We start from the raw sequence: 14,577 nt of genomic DNA, 5'->3' as shown, positions 1-14,577 counted from the left end.
CTTAAAGAGCTCGGGTGACGCGACCGGTGTCGCCGTTCACGGTCACCGGCTGGCCGTCCACCAGCACGGAGGTGGCCCTGCCGGTGCCCATGACGGCCGGGATCCCGTACTCCCTGGCGACAATGGCGGCGTGCGAGGCCGCGCCGCCGGCGTCCACGACCACGGCCGACGCCAGCTGGAACAGGGGCGTCCACGACGGGTTCGTGTACGGGCAGACGAGCACGTCGCCGCTCTCCAGCCTGGCGAACTCGGCCGGCTCCCTGATCACCTTCACCGGCCCGGTCGTCACGCCGCCGCTGGCCGGGGAGCCGGTGACCAGCGCGTCCCCCGTCTCGCGGATCGGGAAGACGGCCGCGGGGTCGATCAGTCGCACGCCCGACAGCTCCTCCCGCTTGGCCGCCCGTGCCCGGACCGCCTCGCGCAGCCGTTCCCGGTCAGCGCCGGCCATGGCGGTCACGTCGCGGATGGCCTCCAGCTCCGGCAGTCGCAGGTGGAAGACGTCCTCCGGCCGGTCGAGCACGCCCTGCCCGCGCAGGCGGCGGCCGATCTCCATGAGTGATCTGCGCAGGATGGGCTGCGGCATCATGAAGAAGAAGTGGCTGTCCTCGCGGAACGCGACGCCCGCGCGGGCGGCCTCCACCCGCCGCCGCATCCGGGCGCGGCCGCCGGCTGTCAGCCACGGGTGGCGGAGCAGGCGGCCGAGAGCGTCGTCGCCGTCCTTGCGCGCGGGCGGCGCGGCGGCCAGCACCTTGATCAGGTCGATGACGGTCTCGGGGGCGTCGGACCAGGTGGGCGTGGTGACGAGGATCGGGCTCGAGGTCTCGCGGTGGCCGTACTCGGCCAGGAACGCCCGCAGCCCCTCCTCGAACTCGGCCGGCCTCGGGCCCCCGTCGAGCGCGCCCGTCCGCCTGGCCAGCTCGGCCAGCCGTTCCAGCGCCTGGTTGGCGTCTGTGGTGCGGGTACGCGCTCCGTGCAGCAGGTCGCCGAAGAGCCGGCCGCGCCCGAGCAGCTTGACCGCCACCAGCAGCCGCAGCAGTGCCAGCCCGGTGCCGGGCAGGTAGTCCGCGCGCAGGCCGGCCACCGGGTCCACCAGGTCCAGGGCCTGCCGGGGCATGCGGACGAGCTCCGCCCACGGCAGCTCCGCCAGGTCGCGGGCGGCCAGCTCCCTGACCGCGGCGAGGTAGGCGCGCAAGCGCGGGTCCTCGGTCCAGCGGGCGGGGTCGAACCTCCTGGCCCTGGCCAGCAGGCTGAACGGGACGGCCGGCAGCTTCCGGGTGGGGCGCGGGCTCCGCGGAACGAGCTGGTAGACGACGCCGTCCTCCTCCCGCAGGAACCCCTCGAACACGCCGGCTATGCCGAAGCCGGCCGCCACCTTGGCCATCAGCCCGACGGGGCCGTACGGGATCCAGGTCGTCATGTCGATCGGATAGGGCCGTTCCGGGAGGTACTCCATCAGAATGGTGGCGATGCGGCGCTGGGCCGGGTTGAGCCTCCCGACCGGGGGCGGCGGCAGCGCGGTCATGGGCCGGGCCTGCAGCAGGTGGACGCGACCGCCCGCGTACGCCCACTCGATGTCCTGGGGCCGCCCGAAGTGCGCGGCGACCTCCTTCCCCAGCCTGACCAGCTCCCCGAGCGCCGCGTCGGGCAGGCGCTCCTGAGCGGCCGAGCCCGTCTCGCGCGTGACTCCCCCGCCCGCCGCGCCCCTGATGACGACCTCGCGACGCCCCGGTGTGAAGGCCGTGCCGGCGTCGGAGATCACGTAGTGGTCGGGCGTGACCAGGCCGGACACCACGGCCTCGCCGAGCCCGCTGGAGGCGTCGACGACGAGCTGGGCGCGGTCGCCGGTGACCGGGTTCGCGGTGAACATGACGCCCGCCAGGTCCGCCTCGACCATGCTCTGCACCACGACCGCGATCCGCACCTCGGAGTCGTCGATGCCGAGCCGGGCGCGGTAGGCGACGGCGCGGTCGGTCCAGAGCGAGCCCCAGCAGCGGCGTACGGCGTCGAGCACGGCCCGCTCGCCCACCACGTTCAGGTACGTGTCCTGCTGGCCGGCGAACGCGGCCCCCGGCAGGTCCTCGGCGGTGGCGCTGGAGCGCACGGCCACGGGCCCGCCGCCAAGCGCGGCGTACGCGCCCGTGACGGCCTCCCGCAGCTCGTCGGGCAGCTCGACCTGCTCGAAGTACGCCCGCGTGCCGTGCCCCTGGGCGATCACGTCGTAGGCGTGGGTGGTGACGACGAAGCCGCCCGGGACGGGGAAGCCGTTCCTGACGAGCTCGCCCAGGTTGGCGCCCTTGCCCCCGGCCATGGCCAGGTCGTCCCGGCCGAAGGCGGCCAGCGGTGCGACGAGTTTCACGATCTCTCCTCGGCATAGGCGGTGGTGCGAAGCGGACGCGCCGGCAGCGCCAGCGCGAGGAAGAACGCCACGGCCAGCAGCGGCGCCATGGCCGCGAAAACCGGCGGCACGGCCGCGGCGAAGGCGTCCCGCATGCCGTCGGGGACGGCGGACGGGTTCGTGGCGGAGATCCCGGACCTCAGCGTGATCAGCGCGCCCACCAGCGCGACCCCGGCGGACGCGCCGACCTGGCGCAGGAAGGTCACCGACGAGGTGGCGGTGCCCAGGTCGGCGTACTCCACGGCGTTCTGGGCGGCCAGCACCATGGTCTGCATGACGAGCCCGACCCCCAGCCCGGTCACCAGCATCGCTCCGGCCAGCGCGAGCGGGTCGCGGCCCGCCAGGCCGATCAGCCCGAGCCCGGCGGCGGCCACGGCCGTGCCTGCGATCGGGTACGGCCGGTACCTCCCGGTCCGCGTGATCAGCCGCCCGGACACGACGGTCGTGGCGAGCACGCCCGCCATCAGCGCCGTCACCAGCAGCCCCGCCCCTGTCGCGCTGGAGCGCAGCGCGATCTGCAGGTAGGCCGGCATGTACGTGATCGTCCCGAACAACGCGAACCCGATGAGCAGGCTGATCGACACCGGCACCGCGAACGCCCGGTCCCGGAACAGCCGCAGCGGCAGGATCGGGTCCTTGGCGAACCGGGCGCTGACCAGCCACGCCAGCGCCCCGGCGATCGCCACGCCGAGATAGACGGGGTTCCCGGTCTGCCCCAGCAGGACCACCCCGACCACGGCGACGGCCAGCGTGACGGCCCCCGCGACGTCGAGCGGCGCCCGGCTCGCCTGCCCGCGCGGCCTCGGCAGCCGCAGGGTGGCGCTCAGCACGACCAGCGCCAGCACCCCGAGCGGCGGGTAGATCGCGAAGATCCACCGCCAGCTCAGCCGGTCGACGAAGAACCCCCCGATCAGCGGCCCGCCCACGGCGGCCACCACGTACATGGCCCCGATGAGCCCGAGGTAGCGGCCCCGCTCGCGCGGGCTCACCACCTCGCCGATGATCGCCTGAGCCCCGATCATCAACCCGCCGCCGCCCAGGCCCTGCACGGCCCGGAAGGCGATGAACTGCGGCATCGACGTGGCCACCGCGCACAGCACGGCCCCGGTCACGAACACGACGATGGCGACCTGCATGGTGGGCTTGCGGCCGTACCGGTCGCCGAGCTTGCCGTAGACGGGCATGACAACGGTGGCGGCGGCGAGGTAGGCGCTGACGACGGCGGGCATCTGGTCCAGCCCGCCCAGGCTGCCCGCCACGGCCGGCAGCGCGGGCGCCATGATCGTCTGATCGAGCGCGCCCAGCAGCATCGCCAGCATCAATCCGGACAGCACGACGCCCATGACGCCTCTCCTTAGAGAACGACTCGTTCTCTAAGGAGCATAGGATTCAACTCGAAGAAACGCAACGTTCACTAATCGGGTCTCAGCGGATGCCGCGGGTCCGGAGCGCGGAGGCCAGGGCGGCGATGCTCAGGAAGGAGACGGCCAGCAGGTAGTACGCCGGCGACACCTGCGAGCCGGTCCCCGAGACGAGCGCCGCGGCGATGGCGGGGGTGAACCCGCCGAAGACCGCGACCGCCGCGTTGTAGCTGAACGACAGGCCGGTCGCGCGGGCCTGCACCGGGAACGCGTCGGCCATCACCGACGGCAGCGCGCCGAAGTAGGCGGCCTTCAGCAGGCCGAGGATCGCCATGCAGAGCGTCAGGGTCAGGAACGACGGCGACGCGGTGAGCCAGAGGAACAGCGGGACGACGCTCCCGCCGATCAGCACCGCGGCCGGGATCATGATCTTCAGCCGGCCGAACCGGTCGGCCAGCAGGCCGACGAAGGGCGTCGCGACGGTCAGGGTGACTCCGGTGATGAGCAGCGCGACGAACGACAGCGAATCGTTCAGGCCCAGCTCCTCGATCCCGAAGGTCGGCATGTACTGCAGGATGAAGTTGAGCGCGGTCGAGATGACCAGCGCGCCACCGGCGATCAGCAGGCCGCCCCAGTGGTCGCGGAAGACCGACCGGATCGGCGAGGGACGCTCGCCCGTCGCCTCCGGCGTGATCTCCGGCGACTCCATGACGTACCGGCGGATGTAGAGGCCGACCGGAAGGACCAGCAGCCCGAACACGAACGGCACCCGCCAGCCCCAGGCCGCCATCTGCTCCTTGGACAGCACGGCGGTCAGGCCCGCGGCGAACCCGGAGGACATCAGGGTCGCGAGCCCCTGGCTGGCGAACTGGAAGCTGCCGAGGAAACCCTTGCGGCTGTCGTCCTGCTCGACCAGGAACGAGGTGGCGGCGCCGAACTCGCCGCCGGCCGCGAATCCCTGGATCAGCCGCGCGACCACGATCCCCAGCGGCGCGAGGAGCCCGAGCGTGGCGTAGCCGGGCATGACCACGATCAGCAGGGTGCCGAGGGCCATCAGCCAGATCGTCAGCACCAGAGCCTTCTTGCGCCCGTGCCGGTCGGCGTACGCGCCGATGACCAGCCCTCCGAGCGGACGGATCAGGTACGTCACGCCGAACACCGCGTACGCCTGCACCAGCTGGACGCCGGGCGCGCCGGAGGGGAAGAACACCTGTCCGATGTAGGCCGCCATCAGCGCGTACACGGCGAGGTCGAACCACTCGAGCGCGTTGCCGATGGTCGCCGCCGCGATCGCGCGGCCGGTGGAGCCGCGTGTCGCGGGCTGGGTCGGATCTGTGGAGGCGACGGCCATCGAAGGTCCTTCCGGTGGGGGGCTGACGTCCGTCAGACCGGTTGGGGGGCGGGGAGAGGGTGGTCGGCCGAAGGGTTGCCGAGAGCGTGGAACAGCGCGGCGGCCAGCACGACGCCCTCGCGGGCGATCCCGGCGAGCAGGTGCTCGTCGGGCGCGTGCTGGAGGCAACCCGGGTACGAGTGCGGCAGCCACAGGGTCGGCAGGCCGAGGACGTCGGTGAAGACGAAGTTGGGCAGGGAGCCGCCGATGTTCGGGAGCAGGGCGACGGGCCCGCCGGTCACCTGCTCCAGCGATCCCCTGGCCCACCGCACCCACGGGTCGTCGAGTGCCGTACGGCTGGCCGGGAAGTGGCCGAGGACGCTGACGCCGACCATCGGGTAGCCGTGGGCGGCGAGGTGCTCGGCGACGGCCCGCTCCACGCCGCTCACGTCGGTCCCGGCCACGTACCGCAGCTGCAGGATCGCGCGGGCCCGGCCGGGGATCGCGTTGACGGGGTTGTCGATGTCGGCCGACCCCATCGCCAGGACCTCCAGGGTGTTCCAGCCGTACAGCCGCTCGGCGGCGGTCAGGCCGGTGTCACCCCAGCCCTCGTCCGGGGCCGGGTCGCCGGGGCTGTTCGCGACGGTGACGCCGGCCAGCACCTCGCGGACCGCGTCCGGGAGCTCCGGCGGCAGCAGGGCGGGCACCCGGATGCGCCCGTGCCCGTCGACGCAGCTCGCGATCGCGCCGGCGAGGGTGGTGGCGGGGTTGCGCAGGACGCCGCCCCAGTTGCCGGAGTGGTAGGTGTTGGGGCGCAGATCGACGTCGAGCGCGATGTCGACGCCGCCGCGCGACCCGAGGAACAGCGTGGGCGTCGCCGCGTCCAGGCGCGGCCCGTCCGAGGCGATCAGGACGTCCGCCCGCAGCTCCTCGCGGTGCGCCGCGGCGAACTCGGCCAGTCCCGGCGAGCCGATCTCCTCGCCGGACTCGAACAGGAAGATCAGGTTGAACCCGAGCCTCCCCTGCCGGGCGAGCAGCAGGCGCAGCGCGGCGAGGTTGATCAGGTGCTGACCCTTGTTGTCGGCCGAGCCGCGGCCGTACCAGCGGTCGCCGTCGGCGGTCAGCGTCCACGGGTCCCGGCCGTCGCTCCACCGGCCCGCGTGGCCGTCCACCACGTCGGCGTGGCCGTAGCAGAGGAGCGTCGGCAGCGAGGAGGACTCGATCCGGGTGCCGATCAGGAACGGGCCCCCAGCGGGGTCGGGGTTGGCGTGCTCGGTCACGGAGCACCCCAGGCCGGTCAGCGCGGGCGCCAGAACCTCGTCCAGGTATGCCTTGACGGCAACGCGGGCTCCCGGCTTGGTGCTCTCGGTGGGGTAGGAGACCATCGCGGCGAGGTCGGTGAAGAACGCGCCGGAATCGACGTACTCCTCCGCCTGTTCGATGAGGTCTGCTGGGATCACGAGAGGTTCCTCCGGGGGATCACGAGGGCTGTGCTGGTCAGCAGCGTAGGCCGGTTCACGGGCTTGGACCATTGCCGATTGCCGCAATGAGCGTTCTACTATTGGCAAACCCGTGTGCCCGAAGCATTTACCAGGAGGTCCCGATGCAACTCCTGCCGGTGGGCCTCTCGTACTTCCTCGAGGTGGCCCGGACGGGGTCGGTGACCGAGGCGGCCCGTACGCTGACCGTCGCGCCCTCGGCGATCAGCAGGCAGATCGCCAAGCTGGAGTCCGGGTGCGGGGTGCCCCTGTTCGTCCGGCATCCGCGCGGGATGGCGCTGACCGAGGCCGGGTCCCGGCTCCTCGCCCACGTCCGCCGCAGCGAGGCCGAGGCGTCCGCCCTGGTGAACGAGTTGCGGACCGGGCGCGGAGCCGATGTCCGCAACGTCACGGTGGCCTGTTCGGAGGGGTTCGGACGGCGGATCGTCCCGCGGGCGATGGCGGCCTTCCGGCGCGACCACCCCGACGTGACGTTCCAGCTCGACGTCGTCCCCCGGCAGGAGGCCACCCGCCGGGTGATCGAGGGGATCGCCGACGTCGCCGTCACCTATGCGATGGGGCCGCAGCACGATGTGCGGGTGGAGTGCGCCGTCGTGATCCCGGTGGTCGCGATCGTCCCGCTCGGGCACGAGCTCGCCGGACGCGACCAGGTCGGGCTGGCGGAGCTGTGCGAGCACCCGCTGGCCCTCGCCTCCACCGGGACCAGCCAGCGCGAGCTCTTCGACATCGGCACGCAGATCGAAGGGCTGACGGTCCGCCCGGTGCTGGTCTGTGACGGGCTCGGCCCGCTGCACGAGTTCGTCCGCTGCGGGGGTGGCATCGCGCTCGTCGGAGATCTCGGCGACCTGCACCGCGAGGGCTCGGGCGAAGGGGTCGCCTACATACGGCTGGACCACCCGGTGTTCCGCCAGCGGGAGGCCCAGGTGCAGACCGCCCTGGGCCGCCGGCTGCCCTGGTCGGTGACGGAGTTCACCGGGCTGCTGGTCTCACTGCTCGGCCCGCCGCCCAAGTGACGGATGGCCCCTTGGACGGCGTACCGAGTGGATGGGTGCGGTGCGGTCAGCGCGAGGCGCGGTTGACCGCGGAGATGATGGCCTTGAGCGAGGCCGTCGTGGTGTTGGCGTCGACGCCGACGCCCCACAGCACCTGGCCGTCGACCTCGCACTCCAGGTAGGAGGCGGCCTTGGCGTCGGAGCCGGCGCTCATCGCGTGCTCCACATAGTCGAGCACGCGCACCTGGATGCCGACCCCCGCCAGGGCGTCGGTGAAGGCCGAGATCGGGCCGTTGCCCGCGCCCGCGATCTCGCGGATCTCCCCGTCGACCCGGACGTCGGCGCCGATGCGGTCCTTGTCGTCCACCGTGGACTCGTGGCGGTGGGCCATCAGGCTGAGGCGGCCCCAGCGGTTGGCCGGGTTGGGCAGGTATTCGTCGCGGAAGATCTCGTACATCGCGGTGGGGCTGATCTCGCCGCCCTCGCTGTCGGTGCGGGCCTGCACCACCTTCGAGAACTCGATCTGCAGCCGGCGCGGCAGATCGAGCTGGTGGTCGGCCTTCATGATGAACGCGACGCCGCCCTTGCCCGACTGGCTGTTGACGCGGATGACGGCCTCGTAGGTGCGGCCGATGTCCTTCGGGTCGATCGGCAGGTACGGCACCGCCCAGGTGAACGCGTCGACCGGCACGCCCGCCGCGGCCGCGTCGCGCTCGAGGTGCTCGAAGCCCTTCTTGATGGCGTCCTGGTGGGAGCCGGAGAAGGCGGTGTAGACCAGCTCGCCGCCCCACGGGTGGCGCGGGTGCACGGGCAGCTGGTTGCAGTATTCGGTGACGCGGCGGATCTCGTCGATGTCACTGAAGTCGATCTCGGGGTCGACGCCCTGGGAGAACAGGTTCATGCCCAGGGTGACCAGGCAGACGTTGCCGGTGCGCTCGCCGTTGCCGAACAGGCAGCCCTCGATGCGGTCGGCGCCCGCCATGTAGCCCAGCTCGGCGGCGGCCACGGCGCTGCCGCGGTCGTTGTGCGGGTGCAGCGACAGGACGATCGAGTCGCGGTGCTTGAGGTTGCGGTGCATCCACTCGATCTGGTCGGCGTAGATGTTGGGGGTGGCCATCTCGACCGTGGCCGGCAGGTTGATGATGACCTTGCGCTCGGGGGTGGGCTGCCACACGTCGTTGACCGCGTCGCACACCTCGACGGCGTATTCGAGCTCGGTGCCGGTGAACGACTCGGGAGAGTACTGGAAGTAGACGTCGACGTCGCTCGCGTCGGCGAGCTTCTTGACCAGCTTGGCGCCCTCGACGGCGATGGCGGTGATGCCGTCCTTGTCCAGGCCGAACACGACGCGGCGCTGGAGGGTGGAGGTCGAGTTGTACAGGTGGACGATGGCCTGCTTGGCGCCCTCGATGGACTCGAAGGTGCGCTCGATCAGCTCCGGCCTGGCCTGGGTCAGCACCTGGATGACCACGTCGTCGGGGACGCGGCCCTCTTCGATGATCTGGCGGATGAAGTCGAAGTCGGTCTGCGAGGCGGCCGGGAAGCCGACCTCGATCTCCTTGTAGCCCATGCGTACCAGCAGCTCGAACATCTGCAGCTTGCGATGGGAGTCCATCGGGTCGATCAGGGCCTGGTTGCCGTCCCGCAGGTCCACCGCGCACCAGCGGGGCGCCTTGGTGATGACCTTGTCGGGCCAGGTGCGGTCGGTCAGGCGGATGGGCTCGAACGCCTGATAGCGATGGGTCGGCATGGGGCTGGGCTGCTGAGTGGTCATGTCTGCTGGCTCCTCATCGGTCGAAAGAAATCGGCCGACGCGCATGACTGGCTCCGCGGCGAGGGAGCCGGCCTCAGTGGCCCCCGCCGCGGCAGCTAAGAAGCAGCCCACGCAGCATGCCATGCACGGTACCAGACGTCTCGCGATGCACTGCCCCGGATCTCAGATCCTGAGAAGGCGGCGAGTCGCCCTCAGCCGGAGTGCGGTGGGAAACGGGCCCCGGGGCGGGAGGCCGGCCCGGACCGGTGACTAGAGTTCAGGCATGCGGGACGACGAAATTCTCACCAAGATCAGTGCCCTGGTCGACGAGGAGCACGAGCTGCGCAACCGGCTGTCCACGGGCGAGGTGACCACGGACGAGGAGCACGAGCGCATCCAGCAGCTGGAGAATGCGCTCGACCAGTGCTGGGACCTGCTCAGGCAGCGCCGGGCCAGGCGGAGCGCGGGCGAGGACCCCGACAACGCCGCCGCCCGCCCCGCCAACGAGGTCGAGAACTACAGCCAGTAAATTCGCTCGCCCCAGCCGTCGTCCGTGCGATTTGCTGGGCACATGTGGATCCAGCCCATCGATCTCGACCGGCCGGGCGACCTGGTCACGGGCCTGCATGAGGCGTACACGGTGGCCTACTCCGACGACCCGGGCCCTCTGTTGTCGCTCGCCCACTTCCGCCACGACATCGCCAGGCACTCGCCGGGCGACCGGGCCGAGTTGTGGGCCGTCGTCGAGGGCGGCGAGGTCGTCGGCGGCTACGCCCTGTCGCTCTCCCAGCTCGACAACACGCACATGGGCTGGATCTTCCCCCTCGTCGTGCGCCCCGAGCGGCGCGGCCGGGGGCTGGGCTCGGCGCTGTTCGAGCATGCGCTGGAGAGGTTGCGCCACCACGGCAGAAGCCTGCTCCTCACGGAGACGCCGACCACCGGCGTGGGCGCCCGCTTCGCGCTCGCCCACGGCATGACGGTCGCGGTCGCGGAGGCCCGCCGCGTGCTGGATCTCCGCAAAGCCGGCTGGGACACCCTGGAACGCATGATCCCCACCGTCGAGGGCTACCGCCTCGAACGCTGGACCGGCTCGGCCGACCCCGGTCTGATCCCCGACCTCTCGACCCTGATGAACGGCATGAACGACGCCCCGCGCGACGCCGGCATCGAGGACTTCGACTTCAGCGCCGAGCGCATCCGCGACCGCGAGGAGGGCATCAAGGAGCGCGGCCTCACCAGCTATTCGATGATCGCCCGCCGCGACTCCGACGGAGCCCCCGCCGGATACACGCGTGTCTACCTCACCGCCGACCGCTCGGACGGCTGGGGACATCAGGCGGACACGACCGTGCTGGCCGGGCACCGGGGCCACCGCCTCGGGCTGCTGCTCAAGCTCGCCAACCTGTTCTGGCTCCGCGAGCACGAGCCCCACCTGGAGCGGATCATCACCTGGAACGCCACCTCCAACGCCCACATGCTGGCCATCAACGAGGCCATGGGCTTCGAGCTCCTCGACGAATGGAACGAATGGCGGCTGGAGCTGTAGGCCGTTCGGAGGCGGGAGGCTAACCTGACCCTTTATGACCTTGGAGGCGTTGAGGGACGGGGATCCGCGCCAGGTGGGGCCGTACACGCTCCTGGTTCGGCTGGGTGAGGGCGGCATGGGCGTCGTCTACCTGGGCCAGGCGCCGGACGGCACGCGGGTGGCGGTCAAGCTCATCCACGCCAGGATGGACGCGCAAGCGGACTTCAGGCGGCGCTTCGCCCGCGAGGTGGCCGCCGCCAAGCGGGTCGCCCGCTTCTGCACCGCTCCCGTCCTGGACGCCGACGTCGAGGGGGACGTGGCGTACCTGGTCACCGAGTACGTCGAGGGGCCCAGCCTGGGGGACGCCGTCCACGAGTCGGGACCGCTTAAGGGCTCGGCGCTGGACGGCCTGGCCGCCGCGATGGCCATGGCCCTGCGCGCCATCCACGGGGCGGGGGTCGTGCACCGCGATCTCAAGCCGTCGAACGTGCTGCTCTCCCAGGTGGGGCCCAAGGTCATCGACTTCGGCATCGCGCAGCTCATGGACGCGGAGATGAGCAGCGCGATCGTGGGGACGCCGTCGTACATGTCGCCCGAGCAGGTGTCGGGCGCCACCATCGGCCCGGCCTCGGACATCTTCTCGTGGGGCTGCACGGTCGCCTACGCGGCGAGCGGCAGGCCGCCGTTCGGCTCGGGCTCGGTCCCCACGATCCTCCTGCGCATCGTCAACGAAGCCCCGGAGCTGCACGGCCTCTCGGGCCCGCTGCGCGACCTGGTGCTCGCCTCGCTGACGAAGAACCCGCGCGAACGCCCCACGGCCCAGGACCTGATGGACCACCTCAGCGTGGCGGACCCCGGCGGCGCTCCACTCCCCAGCGCGGAGACGGCCTCAAGCGCTACTCCGGCATCCACTGGTAGCACTGGCACGCGCACGAGCGCGACCGGTCACCCGGCGCACGCCGACGTGACGACGGCGCCGCCTGACGGCCCGAGACCGCCCGTCGCGGCGGCGGCGCCGCCTGACGGCCCGAGACCGCCCGTCGCGGCGGCGGCGCCGCCCGACAGCCCCTTGACTCCCAGCCCCGGGGTGGCGGGGAACCGGAGGAGGGTGCTCGCCGCGGCGGCGGCCGTCGCCGTGGCCGTGGGAGGGGCGTCCGTGGCCGTCGCCTGGCGCACCCTGGGCACCTCGTCGAGCGCCAGCACCCCCGCCCAGACGACCACCACCCAAGCCGCCCGCTCCAACAGCCAGGCCAAGCCCCAGAACCCGCTCACAGCCCCAGGCAAGATCACGTTCTACTCTCCACCGGAGCCGGCCGCCACCCGCCAGGCCGAGCAGTGGAAGAAGGACCGCCCCGAGGACGCCGAGCTCATGAGCAGGCTGGCCGCGGTCCCCCATGCCATCCGCCTCAACCAGCCCGAGGCCAGGCCGGAGGTCGACGCCACCGTCAAAGCGGCCCGGCAGGAAGGGGGCGTCCCGGTGTTCCTGATCAACTCCCTGCCGGGCAGCGAGTGCCGCTCGACGACCGCCGCGGAACTGGCCTCGTACCAGGAGTGGATCAAGGGCATAGCGAGCACGATAGGCCAGGCCAAAGCGGTGGTGATCCTCGAACCGGGCGCCACGGTCAAGATCCCCGGAGTCGAGGAATGCGACCCACGGGGCTCGGTGGAGCAGCGCTACAACGACCTCAGACAGGCCGTCCAGACCCTCAAGGCCAACCCGAACACGGCCGTCTACCTCGACGGCAGCCAGGACCTCTACCCGGGCACCGCGCTCATGGCCGACCGGCTGATCAAGGCCGGCATCGACCGGGCGGACGGCTTCTTCCTCAACACGGGGGCCTTCCACCCCACGGAGAGGAACGTCGCGTACGGCAAGGCGCTGTCGGCCTGCGTCAGCGTCCAGCGGGCCACGGGCGCCAAGGACTGCCCGTCGGACGGGAAGGTGGACCCGGCGACGATGCCCCACTTCGTGGTCGACACCGCCAGGAACGGCCAGGGCTCGTGGTCCCCGCCGCCGAAGAAGTACCCCGACCCGCAGACGTGGTGCAACCCGCCGGGCCGGGGCGCCGGCGACCGGCCCACGACCGACACGGGTGAGGAGCTGGTGGACGCCTACCTGTGGATCGCGCGGGCGGGCTCGTCCAGCGGCCGGTGCCGGCGCGGGGAGGGCGGGGAGAAGGACCCCGAGCGCGGCGTCGTGTCCCCGGAGGCCGGTGAGTGGTGGCCGGATCTGGCGCTGGAGAGGGCCGAGAAGGCCAACCCGCCATTGTGACGGGCCGGGGCAAGCCCGAGGTTGCGCCCATGTTAAGCGGACGTTAGATCTTGGCGCCCTGCCCTTGTCCGAACATCCTTCTGCAGAGAGGCTCTGACCTGCACCTACTCCCCCCAGGAGGTTACCCGTGAGCAAGGCACGCGTGCCGTGGAAGGCAGTGATCGGCGGCTCCGTCGGCAATCTGGTCGAGTGGTACGACTGGTTCGTCTACACCAGCTTCGCCGTCTATTTCGCCGCGTCCTTCTTCCCTGAGGGCGACAACACGGCGAAGCTGCTCAACACCGCGGCCATCTTCGCCGTCGGCTTCTTCATGCGCCCGCTCGGCGGCTGGCTGCTCGGCCGTTACGCCGACAGGAAGGGCCGCAAGGCGGCTCTCACGCTCACCGTCACCCTCATGTCGGCCAGCGCCCTGCTGATCGCCATCGCCCCGACGTACGAGACGGTCGGCTACTTCGGCGCCGTCGTGCTGGTGGTGGCCCGCCTGCTGCAGGGGCTGTCGGTCGGCGGCGAGTACGCGGCCAGCGCCACGTACCTCACCGAGGCCACCCCGCGCGGCCGGCGCGGCTTCGCCTCGAGCTTCCAGTACGTCTCCATGACCGCCGGCCAGCTCGTCGGCCTCGGCCTGCAGATCATCCTGCAGAACACGATGTCCACGGAGGCCCTCAACTCCTACGGCTGGCGCATCCCGTTCGTGATCGGCGCCCTGGGTGCCGCGGTCGTGTTCTACCTGCGCCGCAACCTCCTGGAGACGGAGGCGTACGACGAGGAGGAGCGCGAGGTCGAGCACCAGGGCCGCGGCACGATCAAGCAGCTGCTCGCCCACAAGAAGGAAGCGCTGCTGGTCATCGCCCTGACCATGGGCGGCACGGTCGCGTACTACACCTACACCACGTACCTCACCAAATACCTCGCCATCACCGCCGGCCTGCCCAAGGAGACGGCCACGCTGGTGAGCTTCTGCGCGCTGTTCATCTTCATGTGCCTGCAGCCGCTGGCCGGTGGGCTGTCGGACCGGATCGGGCGGCGGCCGCTGCTGATCACGTTCGGGATCGGGTCGATGCTGGGCACGGTGCCGCTGATGACGGCGCTCGGCGGGGTCACGGGGTTCGCCGGCGGGCTCACGCTCTCGCTGATCGGCCTGATCATCGTCACCGGCTACACCTCGATCAACGCGGTGGTGAAGGCCGAGCTGTTCCCGACGAACGTGCGCGCGCTCGGCGTCGCCCTCCCCTACGCCATCGCGAACGCCCTGTTCGGCGGCACCGCCGAGTACGTGGCGCTGTGGTTCAAGAACAACAAGATCGAGTCCGGCTACTTCTGGTACGTCTCCGCCTGCGCCGCCGTGTCGCTCGTGGTCTACCTCACCATGCGCGAGACCAGGGACGCCGCCCTCTCCCGCGCCGAGCAGGCTTCGGAGGATGTGGTCGCGGCCCGCGTCTAACCTGACCGT

Annotated in this window: 10 protein-coding genes; 5 read left to right on the top strand and 5 right to left on the bottom strand. The window is 71.5% G+C overall.

Going from position 1 to position 14,577, the window contains the following annotated elements; translation table 11 throughout:
• Nucleotide 1: 1 nt before the first annotated feature.
• The 4 genes from ACIHFD_RS13360 to ACIHFD_RS13345 form a co-directional block, all read right to left on the bottom strand.
• Nucleotides 2-2,356, bottom strand: a complete 2,355-nt coding sequence (locus tag ACIHFD_RS13360) for a PEP/pyruvate-binding domain-containing protein (protein WP_397367054.1) — start codon at nucleotides 2,354-2,356, stop codon at nucleotides 2-4.
• On the bottom strand, nucleotides 2,353-3,738 hold the full coding sequence (locus ACIHFD_RS13355) for an MFS transporter (RefSeq protein ID WP_397367053.1): 1,386 nt from the start codon (nucleotides 3,736-3,738) through the stop codon (nucleotides 2,353-2,355). Before ACIHFD_RS13355 ends, ACIHFD_RS13360 begins: the two co-directional genes overlap by 4 nt.
• An 82-nt stretch (nucleotides 3,739-3,820) precedes the next feature.
• Entirely contained in the window at nucleotides 3,821-5,107 is a 1,287-nt protein-coding gene (locus ACIHFD_RS13350) for an MFS transporter (RefSeq protein ID WP_397367052.1), read from the bottom strand.
• A gap of 32 nt (nucleotides 5,108-5,139) precedes the next feature.
• A complete protein-coding gene (locus tag ACIHFD_RS13345) occupies nucleotides 5,140-6,546 on the bottom strand; it encodes a M20 family metallopeptidase (RefSeq protein WP_397367051.1) in 1,407 nt (468 codons plus the stop codon).
• A gap of 143 nt (nucleotides 6,547-6,689) precedes the next feature.
• Here ACIHFD_RS13345 and ACIHFD_RS13340 point away from each other — a divergent pair, with 143 nt between their 5' ends.
• Entirely contained in the window at nucleotides 6,690-7,598 is a 909-nt protein-coding gene (locus ACIHFD_RS13340; RefSeq protein ID WP_397367050.1) for a LysR family transcriptional regulator, read from the top strand.
• A gap of 46 nt (nucleotides 7,599-7,644) precedes the next feature.
• On the opposite strand, the gene leuA is transcribed toward ACIHFD_RS13340, so the two are convergent.
• Nucleotides 7,645-9,351: a 2-isopropylmalate synthase gene (gene leuA, locus ACIHFD_RS13335; RefSeq protein ID WP_397367049.1), complete on the bottom strand. Its 1,707-nt coding sequence runs from the start codon at nucleotides 9,349-9,351 to the stop codon at nucleotides 7,645-7,647.
• Nucleotides 9,352-9,613: 262 nt separating this feature from the next.
• On the opposite strand from leuA, the gene ACIHFD_RS13330 reads away from it, so the two are divergent.
• From ACIHFD_RS13330 to ACIHFD_RS13315, 4 genes are all read left to right on the top strand, one after another.
• Complete coding sequence (locus tag ACIHFD_RS13330) at nucleotides 9,614-9,859, top strand: DUF2630 family protein (RefSeq protein ID WP_397367048.1); 246 nt, start codon at nucleotides 9,614-9,616, stop codon at nucleotides 9,857-9,859.
• A gap of 42 nt (nucleotides 9,860-9,901) precedes the next feature.
• On the top strand, nucleotides 9,902-10,876 hold the full coding sequence (locus ACIHFD_RS13325) for a GNAT family N-acetyltransferase (RefSeq protein WP_397367047.1): 975 nt from the start codon (nucleotides 9,902-9,904) through the stop codon (nucleotides 10,874-10,876).
• Nucleotides 10,877-10,910: 34 nt separating this feature from the next.
• Nucleotides 10,911-13,127 carry a glycoside hydrolase family 6 protein gene (locus ACIHFD_RS13320; RefSeq protein ID WP_397367046.1) on the top strand — a complete coding sequence of 739 codons (2,217 nt, stop codon included), beginning with the start codon at nucleotides 10,911-10,913 and terminating at the stop codon, nucleotides 13,125-13,127.
• Between the two features lie 127 nt (nucleotides 13,128-13,254).
• Nucleotides 13,255-14,568, top strand: a complete 1,314-nt coding sequence (locus ACIHFD_RS13315; protein ID WP_363967429.1) for an MFS transporter — start codon at nucleotides 13,255-13,257, stop codon at nucleotides 14,566-14,568.
• Nucleotides 14,569-14,577 lie beyond the last annotated feature (9 nt).

Source organism: Nonomuraea sp. NPDC051941 (assembly GCF_044593615.1).
The sequence above is the reverse complement of the archived record's forward strand: the minus strand, read 5'-3'. Positions and strand labels throughout refer to the sequence as shown.

What these genes read in the sequence shown, in the direction of transcription:
- ACIHFD_RS13355 (WP_397367053.1), bottom strand. Translation starts at nt 3,738, where the DNA reads ATGGGCGTCGTGCTGTCCGGATTGATGCTGGCGATGCTGCTGGGCGCG.
- ACIHFD_RS13350 (WP_397367052.1), bottom strand. Translation starts at nt 5,107, where the DNA reads ATGGCCGTCGCCTCCACAGATCCGACCCAGCCCGCGACACGCGGCTCC.
- ACIHFD_RS13340 (WP_397367050.1), top strand. Translation starts at nt 6,690, where the DNA reads ATGCAACTCCTGCCGGTGGGCCTCTCGTACTTCCTCGAGGTGGCCCGG.
- leuA (WP_397367049.1), bottom strand. Translation starts at nt 9,351, where the DNA reads ATGACCACTCAGCAGCCCAGCCCCATGCCGACCCATCGCTATCAGGCG.
- ACIHFD_RS13330 (WP_397367048.1), top strand. Translation starts at nt 9,614, where the DNA reads ATGCGGGACGACGAAATTCTCACCAAGATCAGTGCCCTGGTCGACGAG.
- ACIHFD_RS13325 (WP_397367047.1), top strand. Translation starts at nt 9,902, where the DNA reads ATGTGGATCCAGCCCATCGATCTCGACCGGCCGGGCGACCTGGTCACG.
- ACIHFD_RS13320 (WP_397367046.1), top strand. Translation starts at nt 10,911, where the DNA reads ATGACCTTGGAGGCGTTGAGGGACGGGGATCCGCGCCAGGTGGGGCCG.